Origin of the sequence: Caulobacter segnis, from assembly GCF_019931575.1 — a bacterium.
In the GTDB taxonomy this organism is placed as follows: domain Bacteria; phylum Pseudomonadota; class Alphaproteobacteria; order Caulobacterales; family Caulobacteraceae; genus Caulobacter; species Caulobacter segnis_C.
The window spans coordinates 660,493-677,113 of sequence record NZ_CP082923.1; the positions used below are offsets into that span (position 1 = coordinate 660,493).

The 16,621-nt window shown below is 68.7% G+C and carries 21 protein-coding genes; 18 read left to right on the forward strand and 3 right to left on the reverse strand.

The features are described from left to right. Positions 1–3: 3 nt before the first annotated feature. The 4 genes from K8940_RS03165 (at position 4) to K8940_RS03180 (ending at position 2,550) form a co-directional block, all read left to right on the forward strand. Positions 4–330: a cell division protein ZapA gene (locus tag K8940_RS03165; protein ID WP_223393092.1), complete on the forward strand. Its 327-nt coding sequence runs from the start codon at positions 4–6 to the stop codon at positions 328–330. 278 nt (positions 331–608) lie between these two features. Further along, positions 609–1,220 carry a 5-formyltetrahydrofolate cyclo-ligase gene (locus K8940_RS03170; RefSeq protein WP_223393093.1) on the forward strand — a complete coding sequence of 204 codons (612 nt, stop codon included), beginning with the start codon at positions 609–611 and terminating at the stop codon, positions 1,218–1,220. A gap of 21 nt (positions 1,221–1,241) precedes the next feature. Further along, positions 1,242–2,063 (forward strand): YmdB family metallophosphoesterase, encoded by an 822-nt coding sequence (locus K8940_RS03175; protein ID WP_223393094.1) that lies wholly within the window; start codon positions 1,242–1,244, stop codon positions 2,061–2,063. Positions 2,064–2,133: 70 nt separating this feature from the next. After that, the gene (locus tag K8940_RS03180) at positions 2,134–2,550 is read left to right on the forward strand and encodes an organic hydroperoxide resistance protein (protein WP_223393095.1); all 417 of its coding nucleotides are present in this window, start codon (positions 2,134–2,136) and stop codon (positions 2,548–2,550) included. Between the two features lies 1 nt (position 2,551). Here K8940_RS03180 and K8940_RS03185 read toward each other — a convergent pair whose 3' ends face one another. Continuing rightward, positions 2,552–3,202 carry a glutathione S-transferase family protein gene (locus K8940_RS03185; RefSeq protein ID WP_223393096.1) on the reverse strand — a complete coding sequence of 217 codons (651 nt, stop codon included), beginning with the start codon at positions 3,200–3,202 and terminating at the stop codon, positions 2,552–2,554. A 154-nt stretch (positions 3,203–3,356) separates the two neighbouring features. On the opposite strand from K8940_RS03185, the gene K8940_RS03190 reads away from it, so the two are divergent. From K8940_RS03190 to K8940_RS03205, 4 genes are all read left to right on the forward strand, one after another. Next, positions 3,357–4,112 (forward strand): YebC/PmpR family DNA-binding transcriptional regulator, encoded by a 756-nt coding sequence (locus K8940_RS03190; RefSeq protein WP_223393097.1) that lies wholly within the window; start codon positions 3,357–3,359, stop codon positions 4,110–4,112. 67 nt (positions 4,113–4,179) lie between these two features. Next, a complete protein-coding gene (locus K8940_RS03195; RefSeq protein ID WP_223393098.1) occupies positions 4,180–5,142 on the forward strand; it encodes a phosphoribosylaminoimidazolesuccinocarboxamide synthase in 963 nt (320 codons plus the stop codon). Positions 5,143–5,177: 35 nt separating this feature from the next. Next, complete coding sequence (locus K8940_RS03200) at positions 5,178–5,870, forward strand: MgtC/SapB family protein (RefSeq protein ID WP_223393099.1); 693 nt, start codon at positions 5,178–5,180, stop codon at positions 5,868–5,870. Positions 5,871–5,920: 50 nt separating this feature from the next. Beyond that, positions 5,921–6,853 (forward strand): nucleoside hydrolase, encoded by a 933-nt coding sequence (locus tag K8940_RS03205; RefSeq protein WP_223393100.1) that lies wholly within the window; start codon positions 5,921–5,923, stop codon positions 6,851–6,853. Between the two features lie 6 nt (positions 6,854–6,859). Here the strand turns inward: K8940_RS03205 and K8940_RS03210 are convergent, their stop codons facing one another. Beyond that, positions 6,860–7,141: a hypothetical protein gene (locus K8940_RS03210; protein WP_223393101.1), complete on the reverse strand. Its 282-nt coding sequence runs from the start codon at positions 7,139–7,141 to the stop codon at positions 6,860–6,862. A gap of 70 nt (positions 7,142–7,211) precedes the next feature. Then, positions 7,212–8,633 (reverse strand): M20/M25/M40 family metallo-hydrolase, encoded by a 1,422-nt coding sequence (locus K8940_RS03215; protein ID WP_223393102.1) that lies wholly within the window; start codon positions 8,631–8,633, stop codon positions 7,212–7,214. A gap of 121 nt (positions 8,634–8,754) precedes the next feature. On the opposite strand from K8940_RS03215, the gene ruvC reads away from it, so the two are divergent. The 10 genes from ruvC to pal all read left to right on the forward strand — a co-directional run bounded on the left by ruvC (position 8,755) and on the right by pal (position 16,553). Beyond that, the gene (gene ruvC / locus K8940_RS03220; RefSeq protein ID WP_223395749.1) at positions 8,755–9,288 is read left to right on the forward strand and encodes a crossover junction endodeoxyribonuclease RuvC; all 534 of its coding nucleotides are present in this window, start codon (positions 8,755–8,757) and stop codon (positions 9,286–9,288) included. After that, on the forward strand, positions 9,285–9,905 hold the full coding sequence (gene ruvA / locus K8940_RS03225) for a Holliday junction branch migration protein RuvA (RefSeq protein ID WP_223393103.1): 621 nt from the start codon (positions 9,285–9,287) through the stop codon (positions 9,903–9,905). The genes ruvC and ruvA overlap by 4 nt, the downstream gene beginning before the upstream one ends. Continuing rightward, positions 9,902–10,942, forward strand: a complete 1,041-nt coding sequence (gene ruvB / locus K8940_RS03230; protein WP_223393104.1) for a Holliday junction branch migration DNA helicase RuvB — start codon at positions 9,902–9,904, stop codon at positions 10,940–10,942. The genes ruvA and ruvB overlap by 4 nt, the downstream gene beginning before the upstream one ends. Then, positions 10,943–11,800 (forward strand): FtsW/RodA/SpoVE family cell cycle protein, encoded by an 858-nt coding sequence (locus tag K8940_RS03235; RefSeq protein WP_223393105.1) that lies wholly within the window; start codon positions 10,943–10,945, stop codon positions 11,798–11,800. It abuts the gene before it with no gap. Positions 11,801–11,809: 9 nt separating this feature from the next. Further along, positions 11,810–12,265 (forward strand): tol-pal system-associated acyl-CoA thioesterase, encoded by a 456-nt coding sequence (gene ybgC / locus K8940_RS03240; protein WP_223393106.1) that lies wholly within the window; start codon positions 11,810–11,812, stop codon positions 12,263–12,265. 121 nt (positions 12,266–12,386) lie between these two features. Next, entirely contained in the window at positions 12,387–13,085 is a 699-nt protein-coding gene (gene tolQ, locus K8940_RS03245) for a protein TolQ (RefSeq protein WP_223393107.1), read from the forward strand. A 4-nt stretch (positions 13,086–13,089) separates the two neighbouring features. After that, the gene (locus K8940_RS03250; RefSeq protein WP_223393108.1) at positions 13,090–13,626 is read left to right on the forward strand and encodes an ExbD/TolR family protein; all 537 of its coding nucleotides are present in this window, start codon (positions 13,090–13,092) and stop codon (positions 13,624–13,626) included. 7 nt (positions 13,627–13,633) lie between these two features. After that, positions 13,634–14,446 (forward strand): energy transducer TonB, encoded by an 813-nt coding sequence (locus K8940_RS03255; RefSeq protein WP_223393109.1) that lies wholly within the window; start codon positions 13,634–13,636, stop codon positions 14,444–14,446. Beyond that, positions 14,446–15,792 (forward strand): Tol-Pal system beta propeller repeat protein TolB, encoded by a 1,347-nt coding sequence (tolB, locus tag K8940_RS03260; protein WP_223393110.1) that lies wholly within the window; start codon positions 14,446–14,448, stop codon positions 15,790–15,792. Before K8940_RS03255 ends, tolB begins: the two co-directional genes overlap by 1 nt. Positions 15,793–15,986: 194 nt before the next feature. After that, a complete protein-coding gene (gene pal / locus K8940_RS03265; RefSeq protein WP_223395750.1) occupies positions 15,987–16,553 on the forward strand; it encodes a peptidoglycan-associated lipoprotein Pal in 567 nt (188 codons plus the stop codon). Positions 16,554–16,621 lie beyond the last annotated feature (68 nt).

Consider the following 16,621-nt stretch of genomic DNA (forward strand, 5'->3'; position numbering starts at 1 on the left):
CCTATGGCGCAGGTGACCATCCACGTGAACGGCCGCCCCTACACGGTCGGCTGCGAGGACGGCCAGGAGCCGCATCTGAAGGAGCTGGCCCGCCTGTTCGACCGCCAGGTCCGCCAGGTCAGCAGCGACGTCGGCCAGCTGGGCGAGACCCGGCTCTTCCTGATGGGCGCCCTGCTGCTGGCCGACGAGCTGTCGGACATGAAGCTGCGCCTGGCCCACGCCAACGCCGAGATCGCCCGCCTGAACCAGGAAGGCACCAAGGCTGAAATCGCCGCCATCCGCGCCCTGGACGCGGCCGCCGAGAAGATCGAGAAGCTGGCGGCGGAGTAAGTCTTTCCAATAGGTAGGGGGAAGGTGCGACAGCCAGCCCCTGGCTTTCCGGCTCCCGAGTCCCTATCTTGATCCACGGCGGGTCATGCTGTGGCTCTCGTCGAAGATTTCTATTCCCAGGGACCTTAATCTCTCTATCGGGACCTGTTCCCTCCCGTGGCCGTGGCTGCGGGAATACGGGGCCCACCTGTTACTGACAGGTTCGAGTGGATTGAAACGTCTTCACGGTTCTTCGCGGCGCCGCCACCCTTTTCCCTCGAAAGCGCTATAGATGGTCGATGACCATCGCTGACCCCCTCGCGGCCAAGATCGCGCTGCGCGTCTTCCTGCGGAGCCAGCGCAAGCAACTGGCGCTCGACCACCCTGAAGCCGACTGGATGATCGCCGATGTGGCGCGCGAGCCGCTGGCCAGGCTGTTCCCGCACCCAGAGGGCAAGGTCGCCGCGCTCTATCACGGGCTTGGTTCGGAGGTGTCGCCGCGCATCTTGGCCGACCAACTGGCGGAGGCGGGCTGGATCCTGGCGCTGCCGGCGGTGCTGGACAAGGACGATGGCGAGATGGTGTTCCGGCGTTGGGACCGCGCGACGTCGCTGGTCCACGACGCCATCGGCCTGCGCAGTCCCCCGCTGGAAGCGCCGATAGTCCAGCCTGATCTGGTGATCACGCCGCTGCTGGCCTTCCAGCGCGATGGGCTGAGGTTGGGGCAGGGGGGCGGCTATTACGATCGGGCGTTGGAGGACCTGCGGGCGCGCAAGCCTGACGTCTTCGTCCTGGGCCTGGCCTACAGCGGCCAGCAGGTGGAAAATCTGCCGCACGAGCCGCACGATCAAAGGCTGGACGCCATTCTCACCGAAAAAGAGTATATGGCCGTCAACGACAGGGGCCGCTGAGGCCCGATCCAAGGACTTTCGATGCGTTTCGCCTTCTTCGGCGATGTCGTCGGCAAGTCGGGCCGCGACGGCCTGGCCGACCATCTGCCCGATCTTCGCCGCCGGCTCTCCCTCGAGTTCGTGATCATCAACGCCGAGAACGCCGCGGCCGGCTTCGGCATCACCGAGAACACGGCGCGCGAGCTGTTCGAGGCCGGGGCCGACTGCCTGACCCTGGGCAACCACAGCTGGGACCAGCGCGAGGCCCTGACCTACATCGTCCGCGAACCGCGCCTGATCCGCCCGGCCAACTATCCGATCCTGTCCGACGCCCCGGGACGCGGCAGCCACCTGTTCCAGACCGACAGCGGCAAGACGATCTACGTCGTGAACCTGCTCGGCCGCGTCCACATGGACGCCATGGACGATCCGTTCGCCGCCGTCGACCGCGAGCTGGACAAGGCCCCGCTGGCCCAGGTGGCCGACGCGGTGGTGGTCGACATGCACTGCGAAGCGACCTCCGAGAAGATGGCCATGGGCCACTATTGCGACGGCCGCGCCTCGCTGGTGGTCGGCACCCACACCCACGTCCCGACCGCCGACTGTCAGATCCTGCCGGGCGGCACCGCCTACCAGACCGACGCGGGCGCCTGCGCCGACTACGACAGCGTGATCGGCAACCAGAAGGACGAGCCGCTGCGCCGCTTCACGACCAAGATCAGCGGCGGGCGCTACCAGCCGGCCTCGGGTCCGGCGACGGTGTGTGGCGTGTTCGTCGAGACGGACGACCGCACCGGCCTGGCGACGCGGGTCGAGCCGATCCGCGTGGGCGGGCGGCTGAAGCCGACCATTCCCGAGGCCTGATCCAAAGCGCGATTGCTTTCGTCATGCGTTGGGCGTTGGCTGGGACCACCTCAAGAGGAGCCTCTCCACCATGACCGACGCCACCGTCTACACCGCTCACGCCCACGCCGTCGGCGGTCGCAATGGGACCGCCAAGGCCGATGACGGCCATCTGGACGTTAGGCTGGCGTTCCCCAAGTCGATGGGCGGCAGCGGCGACGGCACCAATCCGGAGTCGCTGTTCGCGGCTGGCTATTCGGCCTGCTTCCTGGGCGCGCTGGGCCTGGTGGCCCGCAACCAGGGCGTCAAGCTGGGCGAGCACAGCCTGGACGCCGAGGTCGACCTGATCAAGGACGACACCAGCTTCCACGTCGGCGTGCGCCTGAAGCTGACGGCGCCGGAGCTGGATCGCGACACCGCGCTGAAGCTGCTGCACGCGGCCCACGAGGTCTGCCCCTATTCCAAGGCCACGCGCGGCAATGTCGACGTGCAGCTGGACGTGGCCTGAACTAGCCCTCCGGGAAGTACTTGAAGAACGGCTCGGCCTCGGTCAGAACGCGCTGGACCGAGGGCCGGGTCTTCAGTCGCTCCAGATAGGCCAGGCTCAGTGGCCAGCGCTCGGCCAGGGCCTGGACCTTGTCTGCATAGAACAGCGCCGGCATGGCCGCGCAGTCGGCCAGGCCGAAGTCGCCGCTCATCCAGACGCGGCCGTCGGCCAGTACGTCTTCCAGGTGATCGCAGGCCTGGGCCAGCTGACCATAGGCCTCGTCGACGCCGAAGCCGTCCTTGGCCTCCGGCGGTCGCAGGCGGTCGGCGACGATCCGCTGCATCGGGTGGTGGATGTAGTGGTCGAAGAACCGATCCCAGAACCGCGTCCGCCAGGCGAGGTCCGCATCGGCCGGCGTGAACCGGACCGGGCCCGGATAGTGGAGGTCCAGATAGTCGAGGATGACGCTGGTCTCGTTGACCGTCTCGTCGCGGGCTTCGTCACGCAGGGCCGGCATCTTGCCCATCGGCGACAGCTTCCGGAACGCCTCTCGGACGGCCGGGTCGCCCAGATTGACCATCACGTTCTCGAAGGCGATGTCGTTCTCGTACAGGCCGATCAGCACCTTCCAGCAGAACGAGGACAGGGGGTGGGCGTGCAGCGTCAGGCTCATCGTGTCGGCTCTCAAACACTTAAGTCATTGCCTAACTATATCGCTGTGCACGGTGATGCAAGCCCCGCCGACAGGCCCTTGGGGGTGACAAAACCCGCCCCCGGACGCTAGAAGCGCGCACACTCCATTTTCAGACCAGAGACAGAGCCTCCGAATGGCCGGCCACTCGAAATTCAAGAACATCATGCACCGCAAGGGCCGCGCCGACGCCGCGCGCTCCAAGCTGTTCTCCAAGCTGTCGCGGGAAATCACCGTCGCCGCCAAGGCCGGCCTGCCCGACCCGGCCATGAACCCGCGCCTGCGCCTGGCCGTGAACAACGCCAAGGCCGAGAGCCTGCCCAAGGACGTCATCGACCGCGCGATCAAGAAGTCGCAGATGGGCGACGCGGCCGACTACTCGGAAATCCGCTATGAAGGCGTCGCCGCCGGCGGCGTCGGCATCGTTGTCGAGGTCCTGACCGACAACAAGAACCGCGCCGCCGCCAATGTCCGCTCGTACTTCACCAAGATGGGCGGCAACATGGGGGCCACCGGCTCGGTGACCTTCAACTTCGACCGCGTCGGCCAGATCAGCTATCCGGCCAAGGCCGCGTCGGAAGACGACATGATGGAAGCCGCCATCGAGGCCGGCGCCGACGACGTCACCTCGGACATGGACGAAGAAGGCGAAGGCCACACCGTCTACACCGCGTTCGAGAGCCTGAACGAGGTGGCCGCCGCCCTGGAGGCCAAGTTCGGCCCGGCGACCAACACCAAGATCGCCTGGCGTCCCAAGATGCAGGTGCCGGTCACGGGCGACAGCGTCGCCACCCTGATGAAGCTGCTCGACATGCTGGACGAGGACGACGACGTCCAGGCCGTCTATTCGAACGAGGACATCAGCGACGAAGACCTGGCCAAGCTGGGCTGACGCTTTTTCGAGGGAGGTCCGCTGGACCTCCCTTTCCTTTGTGCATTGCCTAGAGACCGAGGCCCTGGTGACCCTCTTCGCTCCGAACGCCCTGGCTGTCGTCGACCTGCCCGGCCTGCCCAACCACTATCGCGGCAAGGTGCGGGACAATTACGACCTGCCGGACGGCCGCCGGGTGATCGTCGCCTCGGACCGGCTCAGCGCCTTCGATCGGATCCTGTGCGCCGTGCCGTTCAAGGGCCAGGTGCTGACGGAGACGGCGCGCTACTGGTTCGACGCCACCGCCGACATCTGCCCCAACCACGTCCTGTCCTATCCCGACCCGAACGTGCTGATCGGCCGTCGGCTGGAGATGCTGCCGGTCGAGCTGGTGGTGCGCGGCTATCTGGCCGGGACCACCTCGACCTCGATCCTGACCCTGTACAACAAGGGCGAGCGCGAGATGTACGGCGTGACGCTGCCCGACGGCCTGCGCGCCAACCAGCGCCTGCCCCAGCCGATCCTCACGCCCACCAGCAAGGCCGCCGACGGCGACCATGACGCGCCGCTGTCGCCCGCCCAGATCCTGGAGCAGGGCCTGCTGACCGCACAGCAGTGGGACCAGCTCAGCGCCTACGCCCTGGCCCTGTTCGCGCGCGGCCAGAAGCTCGCCGCCGAGCGTGGGCTGATCCTGGCCGACACGAAGTACGAATTCGGCCTCGACTCCGACGGCCGCATCGTCCTGGCCGACGAGATCCACACGCCAGACAGCAGCCGCTTCTGGAAGGCCGCGACCTACGAGGCCAGGTTCGAGGCCGGCGAGCGTCCCGACAGCTTCGACAAGGATTTTGTCCGCGCTTGGGTCGCTGAACGCTGCGACCCCTACGGCGACGCGATTCCGGAGATCCCCGAGGCGCTGATCGCGCAGACCTCGGAGGTCTATATCGAGGCGTTCGAGACGATCACCGGCCAGGTGTTCCAGCGTCCTGACACGGCCGAGCCCGTCCTGGACCGCGTGCGGCGCAACCTGGACAGCTACCTGGCCGGCTAGGGGATCGCCCGAGCGCCCCGCCCGTTACAGCGGTCATGGACTGGCTGGCTCCCGGCGAACTTCTTCCCATCCTCGGCGCGGTGATCGCCGGCGGGGTGATCGGCTTCGAACGCGAGTACCGCAGCCGGCCCGCCGGCTTGCGCACCCACGTGCTGGTCAGCCTGGCCTCGGCCCTGCTGATGCTGGCCGCGGTGCACCAGGTGCGCTGGATGCCAGAGACCTCTTCCGAGGTGCTGCGCATCGACCCGGTCCGCATGGCCCACGGCGTGCTGACCGGCGTCGGCTTCCTGTGCGGCGGGGTGATCTTCCAGCAGGGGGTGTCGGTGCACGGCCTGACGACCGCGGCCTCCCTGTGGATAACTTCGGCGATCGGCACCCTGTTCGGCGTCGGCCTCTACGATCTGGCGATCCTGGGCACGCTGCTGGCGGTGGTCACGCTCAGCGCCGCCCGCTGGCTGGATCGCACCCTGCCGCAGAAGAACTTCACCGAGATCAGCGTCCGTTCCCGTCGCGAGACGCCGCTGGACGAACCGGAACTGCGGGCCCTGCTGGCCGACTACGACCTGAAGGGCGCGCGTCTGAACCACTGCCTGAGCGATGGCGGGACGGTGTTCGAGTTGGCCGGCGCGTTCTCGGGTAAGGGCGCGCTGCGCCTGCGCGAAGTGGCCCATCGCCTGCGCGACGACCCCCGCGTGATCGAGTTCGATATCCTGCCCAGGAAGGATTGAGGGCAAGGACCGAGCTTCTCGCCGTCACGCCGCCCGGCTAGACTGAACGCATGGTTCTGCGGGTTCACATCGACACCGATTGCGGCGTGGACGACGCCCTGGCGCTGGCCTTGCTGGCGCGCTCGCGCCAGGCCGTCGAGGTGGTCTCGGTCTCGGCCGTGTTCGGCAATACCTATGTCGACCAGGCGGCCGCCAACGCCCGCGGCGTGCTGCGGCTCGCCGGCTGCGGGGCGGAGGTCTATATCGGCGCCGGGGCGGGCCTGGCCAAGCGCCGGGTCGAGCGCATGCGCCCCGCCCACGGCGTCGACGGCCTGAACGGCAGCGGCTTCTCGCAGCGCTGGAAGCTGCCCGAGCTGGAGCGTGGCCATTCCGCCAATTTCCTGGCCTTCGCCGCGCGCCGCAAGCTGAGCGGCCTGTTCCTGGGGCCGCTGACCAATCTGGCCAAGGCCTCGCTGGAGGATCCCGCCGCCTTCCGCGACTGGCGCCCGACGATCATGGCCGGCGCCTTCGCGGTCGAGGGCAAGGCCGCCGGCGGCGCGGACTTCAACACCTGGAGCGATCCGGAGGCCTTGCAGCGCACGCTGGAGGCCGGCGCCACGCCCCGGCTGACGCCGCTGGACGTCACGTCGCGGGTGACGATCACCGCCGACGATCTTTCCAGGGGCGCGGTCTGCTGCGGCTCGCCGCTGTCGGCGCGGCTGACCAAGGCGGCGGGCCCCTATATCGCCTTTCACCAGCAGGTCTGGGGCGGCGAGGGCTGCCGGCCGCACGACGCGGTGGCCGCCGCCAGCCTGGTGGCGCCCGAACTCTTCACCTTCGAGCCCGCCCGCCTGCGGGTCATCGTCGATGGCGAGCGCCTGGGCCGGGTCGAACAGGTCGACGGAACCCCGAACGCCGAGGTCTGCACGGGACTGGATGTCGACGCGGTCAAGCGCCTGATCCTGGGCGGCCTGTTCGGCTGGAGCGCCGTCGAGGCGGCCTGAGGGCGATCAGTGCGGCTGGCCCCACTGGGCGGCGCGCTCGCGGACGAGGTCGCGCATGAACTGGTCGAGCTCGGCCAGGCGGCGGTCCATCTCAGCCACCGGCACGCCGTTCCAGACGGCATGGTCGTAGGCCGATCGCGCCTCCCGCACGTTCTCACCGGCTCGGTAGCGCTCGGATATGTAGAGGGTTTCGAGGAGCTTGGTCGGGCGGTCGATCTTCTCGTGCTTCATCGACCAGTAGCTGACCATGTACTCGGTCAGGATCCCATCGTCCGACGTACTCACCATCGTCCGTCTCCCTTGTCGTTGAAGGCAAGATAGGGAGACGGAGCGACGGTTCCAGACCCGGAAACGGAGGTTATTTTCCGCCCGCGTAGTCCTTGATCAGGGCGTAGAGGAAGTCGCGGCCGTCGTAGAGTGACTTGACCCGGACGCGCTCGTTCAGGCCGTGGATGCCGTCGCCGTCCGAGCTGCCGAAGATGCCGGAAACGCCGTAGGTCGGGATGCCGGCGGCGTTGGTGTGGACGCCATCGGTGGCGCCGGTCAGCAGGATCGGCACCACCGGCACGCCAGGCCACAGCTTGGCGGCTTCCTTCTCGATCGGGCCCATGATCGCCGGGGTGAGCGGCGGAGGCGGCGAGACGGTGTTGGGCTCGTGGGCCAGGGTCACGGCGACGGGATCGCCGGCCAGCTCGGCCAGCTTGGCCTTGATCTCCTCGACCGGCGAGCCGGGCAGGATGCGGCAATTGACGTTGGCCGTGGCGCGCTGGGGCAGGGCGTTGGGCGCGTGGCCGGCGTTGACCATGGTCGCCACGCAGGTCGTGCGCAGCATCGAGTTCCACATCGGATCGGCCGTGACGGCCTTCAGCGCCGCCGGATCGTTGATGTCGGCCACCAGCGCCTTCATCGCCGACGCCTGCTGGGGCGAGACGCGGGCCTGCATCTTGGTGAAATAGCCGCGCGTGGCGTCGTTGAAGCGTGGCGGGAAGCCATAGGCGCCGATGCGGTCCAGCGCCGCCGACAATTGATAGATAGCGTTGGCGGGCGTGGGACGGCTGGAGTGGCCACCGGGATTGGTCACGGTCAGGGTGAAGTCCTGATAGACCTTCTCGCCGCCCTGGACCTCCAGCACGACCGGCTTGTCGTGTTCGTCCAGCAGGCCGTCGGCGCCCTCGTTCAGGGCGAATTCGGCGTCCACCAGGGGGCGGTGGTTCTTCACCAGGTCCTCGATGCCGTTATAGGCCTCGCTCTCCTCGCCGCAGGTCAGGGCCAGCTTGATGTCGCGCCCCGGCTTATAGCCGGCCTGTTTCAGGCGGATCAGGCTGTCGACCCAGATGGCCGCCTGGGCCTTGTCGTCCGACGTGCCGCGCCCGAAGAAGTAGCCGTTCTCCTCGACCAGCTTGAACGGATCGCGGGTCCAGTCGGCGCGGTTGGCTTCCACGACGTCGATGTGGGCCAGCAGCAGCATCGGCTTCGATTTGGGATCGGTCCCGTGGAGGATGGCCACCAGGCTGCCCTCCTTGGGATGGCCGTCGGCGACGACCACCTTGATGTCGGCTTCCGGATAGCCCGCCGCCCTCAGCCGCGCGCCCATGGCCTGCGCCGCGGTGGTGCAGCTGCCGACCGACAGGGTGGTGTTGATCTCGACCAGCTCCTTGTAGAGATCGCGGAAGGCCAGCTGGTCCGGACGGACGGTCTTGGGGGGCTCGGCCGTCTGGGCCGCCGCTCCGGTCGCCAGCGCCATCAGCGCGCCCGCCGTCATCATCACCGCCCGCTTCATCCGCGCTCTCCCCATGAACTTGAGCGCAGAACAGAGCTTGCCTCGTCGACCGGCGCAAGGGGCGGCGTTTACCGCTCGTTAGCAATACAGGGGCTTTTCCTCGGGGGCGGATCAGACGATGTTGCGAGAACACATGATGAACGCCATTCGCATCCCCACCCGTATCTTGGGACTCGATCCAGGCCTCCGCCGCACCGGCTGGGGCGTCGTCAGCGTGCTCGGCTCGCGGGTGACGCACATCGCCCACGGCGTCATCGCGCCCGACGAGAAGGCCGCCTTTTCCGATCGTCTCCTGACCCTGTTCGAAGGGATCTGCGCGGTGATCGAGCAGCACAAGCCCGACGAGGCGGCGGTCGAGGAGACCTTCGTCAACACCAACGCCCAGTCGACCCTGAAGCTGGGCCACGCCCGCGCGGCCGCGATGATCGCCCCGGCCCGCGCCGGCCTGATCGTCGCCGAATATTCCGCGCCCGTGGTCAAGAAGGCGGTGGTCGGCACCGGCGCGGCCGACAAGAACCAGGTCGCCTTCATGATCGCGCGCCTGCTGCCCACCGCGGGCTCGCCGACGGCCGACGCCGCCGACGCCCTGGCCGTGGCCATCGCCCACGCCCACGCCCGCACCGCGCGCAACCTGTCCATCAGGGGCGCCGCATGATCGGCAGACTCCGCGGTGCCGTCGCCGAGGTCGGCGAGGAAGAGGCCCTGATCGACGTCATGGGCGTCGGCTACGTCGTCCGCTGTGGCCACCTCACCCTCCAGCGTCTGCCGGCCCTGGGCGAGGAGACGCTGCTGCACATCGAGAGCCAGTGGAGCGAGAGCGCGGGCCTGCGCCTCTACGGCTTCGCTACGCGCGAGGATCGCAAGGCCTTCGTGCTGCTGCAGGCCATCCAGGGCGTCGGGCCCAAGGCCGCCATGGCGGTGCTGGACGTTCTGTCGCCAGCCGAACTGGCCAGCGCCGTCGCCCGCGAGGACAAGGCCGCCGTCGGTCGCGCCAACGGCGTGGGGCCCAAGCTGGCTTTGCGCATTGTCACCGAGCTGAAGGACAAGCCGATCACCGACGGGCCGGTGCTGATGACCGCCCCGACCTCGACCTCGGCGTCGTCCGCTCCGGCCAAACCGGCGCCCACCGGCGACGCCGTCGCCGCCCTGATGGGCCTGGGCGTGGCCGAGGTGAACGCCCGTCGCGTCGTCGAGGCCGCCGCTGATCGCCTGGGTGAGGAAGCCACCGTCCAGGCGCTGATCAAGGCCGGTCTGCAGGAGCTGGGGCGGTGACCCGTATTATCTCCGGCGATCCGCAACACGGCGACCAGGTTCCCGCCACCGACCGTGCGCTGCGACCCCAGACCCTGGCCGAGTTCGTCGGCCAGGAGCAGGCCAAGGGCAACCTGCGGATCTTCATCGAGGCCGCGAAGGGCCGGGGCGAGTCGCTCGACCACGTGCTGCTGTTCGGCCCGCCGGGCCTGGGCAAGACCACCCTGGCCCAGATCGTCGCCCGCGAGCTGGGCGTGAACTTCCGCGCCACGTCGGGTCCGGTGCTGAACAAGCCCGGCGACCTGGCCGCGATCCTGACCAATCTCGAGCCGAACGACGTCCTGTTCATCGACGAGATCCACCGCCTGTCCTCGAACGTCGAGGAGATCCTCTATCCGGCCATGGAGGACCATGTGCTGGACCTGGTGATCGGCGAGGGGCCGTCGGCGCGCTCGATCCGCATCGATCTCGCCCCCTTCACCCTGGTGGCCGCGACGACGCGGGCTGGCATGCTGGCCACGCCCCTGCGCGACCGCTTCGGCATCCCGATCCGGCTGGAGTTCTACACCCCCGCCGAGCTGCGCCACGTGCTGCTGGGCGCCGCCCGCAAGATGGGCGCGCCGCTGTCCGACGACGGGGCCGACGAGATCGCCAAGCGCGCCCGGGGCACGCCGCGCGTCGCGGGCCGCTTGCTGCGCCGGGTTCGCGACTTCGCCACCGCCGACGGCGCGAGCGTCATCGACCGCAAGGCCGCCGGCCTGGCCCTGGCGCGTCTCGAAGTCGACGAGGTCGGCCTCGACAGCCTGGACCGCCGCTACCTGCGGGCCATGATCGAGCACTATGGCGGCGGCCCGGTGGGCGTGGAGACCATCGCCTACGCCATCGCCGAGGCCCGCGACGCCGTCGAAGACGTCATCGAGCCCTATCTGATGCAGCAGGGCTTCATCCAGCGCACGCCGCGCGGCCGCATGGCCTGCGGCAAGGCCTATCTGCACCTGGGCCTGACCCCGCCCGCCGCGCCGCCAGGGACGGCGCAGGGCGTGTTGTTCGACGAGTAAATGGCGACCGCCGCGCTCCGGACCATCGTCGCGCAGGTCGTGGGGACCGTGCTGGTCTCCACGCTCGCGATCCAATGCGCAGGCGGATCACGGTCAACCCTGGCGCTGCAGATCGCCGCCGCGGTGGTGGGCGGCTTCGTGGCCGTCGCGGCCGGACGCTGGGGCAGGTCGCCTGGTCTGGGCGCGGCTCGCGTCCTCCTGGGCGTGACGTTCGCCGTCGAGGTCTATGTGCTGCTGGTGGGCGTTCCGATGGAAGGCGTCCGGCGCTGGATCGCTTTGGGGCCGATCCAACTGCACCCGGCCTCGCTATTGGTCCCGCTGGCCGCCTGGATCGCGGCGCGGCGTCTGGACGGGATCGCCGCGGCGTTGCTCGCTGGGCTGTTTCTGGTTCTAGCCGCCCAGCCCGACGCGGCCTCGGTCCTGGCGCTCACCCTGGGCGTCGCGATCGGGATGATCACCACGCGCGAGACCCGACGCGGCGTCGCGGCGCTGGCGCTTCTGGGCGTGGCCTGCTCGGCCTACGCCTTCACGCGCCACGATCCTCTCCCGGCGGTGGCGCATGTCGAGCGGGTCATCGTCAACGCCTTCGCCGTCTCGCCTTCAGTCGGTATCCTGGCGGCCCTGGCCATGGCCGTCCTGCCGCTGGCCATGGTCTGGCGCCGTCGTTCCCCCGAGACCCTGGCCCTGGCCTGCGTCTGGACAGGCTTCGCGCTCGCCAACCTGTTGGGCAACTATCCCGCCCCGGTCATCGGCGCCGGCGCCTCGCCGATGCTGGGCTGGTTGCTGTCGATCGGGCTGGCGTATGTCGCGCGGGATAAGGCGGATTTGAGGGCTGACGCTCGTGACCGCAACGGCTAAGCATCCCCCATGACGACCCCGCCCGAACCCACCGCCGGCGTGTTCTCCGGCCGCGAGCATCAGTTGCCCGTGCGGATCTATTACGAGGACACCGACTTCTCGGGGATCGTCTATCACGCCAACTACCTGCGCTACCTGGAGCGCGGGCGCAGCGACTTCTTCCGGCTGGTCGGCATCTCGCACACCGAGCTGGCCGAGCAGGACACCGCCTTCGCGATTATCCACATGACGCTGGACTTCAAGCGCTCGGCGCGGGTCGACGACGCCCTGGTGGTGCGCACGACCTACGATCGGGTGAAGGGCGCGCGGCTCTATGTGACCCAGAGGATCACGCGCGGCGACGAGGTCGTGCTGGAGGCCAAGGGCGAGGCGGTGTGCATCAGCCTGAGCGGCCGTCCGCGCCGCCCGACCGCGCAGATGCTGGCCCAGCTTTCGCCCTGGCTGGTCGAGCAGCCGGGCGCCTGAGGCGCGAGCGCGGGCTTTTTTCGGATCCCTCTAAGTTTGTCATAGTTTCACCCAAGCGCCGCTTCATGCCATACGGCGCTTATCTGTTCTGATCAGACGCCCCAACGGAGCCATTCCCCGCATGGACGCCTCGGCCGCCGCCCCCAATTTCTCGTTTTTCGCGCTGTTCATGCAGGCCGACTGGGTCGTCAAGGGCGTGATGATCGGCCTGATCCTGGCCTCGCTGGGCTCCTGGGCCGTGATCCTCGACAAGCTGTTCCGCTTCCAGACCCTGAACCGCGCCGCCGACCGCTTCGAGGAGCAGGTCACGGGCGGCCGCTCGCTGGAGGATGTCGCGGGCGAGGCGGGCGCCAATCCGCGCCACGCCCTGCCGCGCATGCTGCAGGCGGCGCTGAAGGAATGGCGCGACGCCAAGGCCAAGGGTGCGATGAGCGAGAATCAGGCCGCCTTCCTCGTCGCCCGCATCGACCGGATCCTGGACACCCAGATCGCCCGTGAGACCAGCAAGGTCGAGGAAGGCCTGGGCAGCCTGGCCATCGTCGCCACCGCCAGCCCGTTCATCGGCCTGTTCGGCACGGTCTGGGGCATCATGCACGCCTTCCAGAACATCGCCCTGTCGAAGAACACCTCGCTGGCCGTCGTCGCCCCTTCGATCGCCGAGGCGCTGTTCGCCACCGCCGTCGGCCTGATCGCCGCCATCCCGGCCTATATCGCCTACAACAAGTTCTCGACCGACGCGGGCAAGTACGCCGGCCGCCTGGAAGGCTTCGCCGACGACCTGTCGACCGCGATCCAGCGCCGCCTGTCGGAACGGGTCTGATCCCATGTCGATGTCGTCGAGCGACGCCTTCGCCACCAACAGCGGTCGTGGCCGCCGCCGTCGCGGCCGCCGCTCGCGCGGGGCCCTGTCCGAGATCAACGTCACCCCGCTGGTCGACGTGATGCTAGTGCTGCTGATCATCTTCATGATCAGCGCCCCGTTGCTGACCGCCGGCGTGCCGCTGGAGCTGCCCAAGACCGAAGCGGCCGCTCTGCAGAACCAGGAGGAGCCGATCACCGTCTCGATCCGCAAGGACGGCGGCATCTTCGTCGGCGAGACCCAGATCCCGTTCGAGAATCTGGCGCCGCGCATCAGCGCCATCGCCGGTGACGGCTATGACAAGCCGATCTTCGTCCGCGCCGACGGCGGGGCGACCTATTCGGTCGTCGCCCAGGTGATGGCCGGCCTGTCGAACGCCGGCTTCAACAAGATCAACCTGATCACCGAGACGGGCGGCCCGTCCTCGGGCGCCTCGTCTTCCGGCGCGGCGCCGCGCGACGCCCGGCCGGAGGGCTCGGCCGACCTGCGTCCGGCGCAGTAGGGGCCTCATGAGCGCTCGCCGCGAACAACAGGTCTCCCCGGCGCTGCTGGGCTCGATCGCGCTGCACGGCGTCGTGGCGGCGCTGATCGCGTTCGGCCTGCCGTGGAAGTCGACCAAGCCGATCACGATCGGCGAGTCGGTGCCGGTGACCATTGTCACCAATGGTCCGACCAATGTCCGCCCGGCCGAGGAAGCTCCGGTCGAGCAGACGGCGCAGACGCCGGACCCGACGCCGGAAGCCACCCCACAGCCGCCGGCCCCGACGCCCGCGCCCACGCCGACCCCGGCGCCCGCGCCGCCGCCCAAGCCGACGCCGGTCCCCAAGCCCGCGCCGACCCCGACGCCGGCCAAGCCGACCCCGACCAAGAAGAACGACAACGACTTCTTCGCCTCGCTGGAGGCCTCGATCGCCAAGACCAAGAAGGCGACGGGCAAGCCGACGGCCAACGCGCCCAAGGGCCCGGCCCGCGCGGAGACCTCCGTCTCGGCCCGCCCGGCCATGGGCGCGGCCACCGGTCTCTCCGCCGCCGCGCTCGGCAGGTTGCAGGGCGAGGTGCAGGACCGCTGGAACCCCAACTGCGAGGTCGAGGGCGGGGCCAATGTCAATGTCCGCGTGGTGTTCGTGATCGGCCCGGGCGGCCGCGTCGTCGGCCAGCCGGAGTCGCCGGGCACCTCCTCGCCCGACCCCGTCACCAAAGCGGCCTCAGACCGCGCCATTCGCGCGCTGTTCGCCGCTTCGCCGTTCGCCTACCTGCCGTCCGACCTGTACGGTCAGAAAATCGCCCTCAACTTCAACGCAAAACAGGCCTGTTCGCGTTGATGTCGGGACAGAAGGAGAAGGAAACCCCGATGCGCCAGCAAGCCTTCAAGGGCATGAAAGCCTTGGTGCTCATGGCCGCCGTCCTGCTGGGCGGCGCGGCGTTCGCCGTTCCGGCCGCCGCGCAGATCGAGGTCGACATCAACGCCGGCGCGGTCAAGCCGCTGCCGATCGCCATTCCCGCCTTCTCGGGCGCCACGCGCGGCGCCGAGATCTCGCAGGTCATCTCGGGCAATCTGGAGCGCTCGGGCCTGTTCCAGCCGCTGAACGTCTCGGGCGTCGCCGACAAGCTGCAGGACGTCAACGTCCAGCCGCGTTTCCCCGACTGGCAGGCGACCGGGGCCCAGGCGCTGATCAACGGCCAAGTCACGGTCGGTCCCGACGGCGGGCTGCGCGTCGACTTCCGCCTGTGGGACGTGTTCAGCCAGCAGCAGCTCTTGGGCCTGCAATTCTCCTCTACGCCGGACAACTGGCGCCGCGTGGCCCACAAGATCAGCGACGCCGTCTATGAGCGCCTGACCGGCGAGAAGGGCTATTTCGACACCCGCGTGGCCTTCGTCGCCGAGAGCGGTCCGAAGCTCTCCCGCGTCAAGCGCCTGGCGATCATGGACCAGGACGGCGCCAACCCGCAGTACCTGACCGACGGCTCGTACATCGTGATGACGCCGCGCTTCAGCTCGACCAGCCAGGAACTGACCTACATGGCCCTACGGCCGACGGGGTCGTCGATCTACCTGTTGAACCTCGAGACGGGCCGCCAGGAGACGATCGGCAAGTTCCCGGGCATGGTCTTCGCGCCGCGCTTTTCGCCGGACGGCGGCAAGGTGGCGTTCTCGGTCGAGAAGGCCGGCAACAGCGACATCTACATGATGGACCTGCGCAGCCGGTCGTCGAACCGCATCACGACCGACCCGGCCATCGACACCTCGCCGTCGTTCTCGCCGGACGGGACCAAGATCGCCTTCAACTCCGACCGCGGCGGCCAGGCCCAGCTCTATGTGATGAACACCGACGGCTCGGGCGTGCGGCGCATCTCGTACGGCGGGGGCCGCTACACGACCCCGGTCTGGAGCCCGCGCGGCGATTTCATCGCTTTCACCAAGCAGACCGGCGGCGAGTTCCACATCGGCGTCATGCGTCCCGACGGCAGCGACGAGCGCCTGTTGACCACCAGCTATCTGGACGAAGGCCCGACCTGGGCCCCGAACGGCCGGGTTCTGATGTTCTTCCGCGAGGGCTCAAGCGGCAATCCCAAGCTCTGGACGGTGGACATCACCGGCCGGATCCTGCGGCCGGCGGCCTATAGCGGCTCGGGCTCCGACCCGGCCTGGTCGCCCCTGCTGGACTGATTGACACGAAGTCCCGGCAACCTGAGCCAAAGGTGAGCGTTGATGGCTCAGGTTCGGCGGCGCGGGTTCGCGCGCGCCGTAAGTGCTTTCGCATCATCTGACGAGCATCTGACATCATTGTGAGGTTTGCTCAGACATTTAGAGGGTCCATTCCCGGCGCTGCGCAGGTATGGATCAGGTCCAGAGTTTGTAGACTGAGGAGAAACTGGATGAGCTTCGACACCCAGCGCGCCGTTAGACTGGCGCTCGTCGGCGTGGCCGCCGCTTCGCTCGCCGCCTGCGCTTCGCGTCCGAAGCCCCAGCCTGTCGCGCCGACGCCGGAACCGCCGCCGGCCGCTCCGAGCACCCCCTACACCCCGCCGCCGGCCCCGCCGGTCTCGAGCGGCGTGCTCCCGGGCTCGGTGCAGGACTTCGTCGTCAATGTCGGCGACCGCGTCTATTTCGACACCGACGAATACTCGGTCCGCGCCGACGCCCAGCCGGTGCTGGCCGGCCAGGCCCAGTGGCTGAACCGCTATCCGGCGGTGAAGGTCCGTATCGAAGGCAACGCCGACGAACGCGGCACCCGCGAATACAACCTGGCCCTGGGCGCCCGTCGCTCCAACGCCATCCGCGACTTCCTGATCGGCCAAGGCGTGGCCGCGGCCCGCATCGAGACGATCTCGTTCGGCAAGGAAAAGCCGATCGATCCGGGCACGACCGAAGAGGCCTGGGCCAAGAACCGTAACGGCCACACGGCCATCACGGACGGCGCCCGCTAAGCGCTAAAGCTAAAATGGGGCGGCGTCTCGAACGAGATGCCGCCCTAGTTTTGTCCGCGTCCTATCGG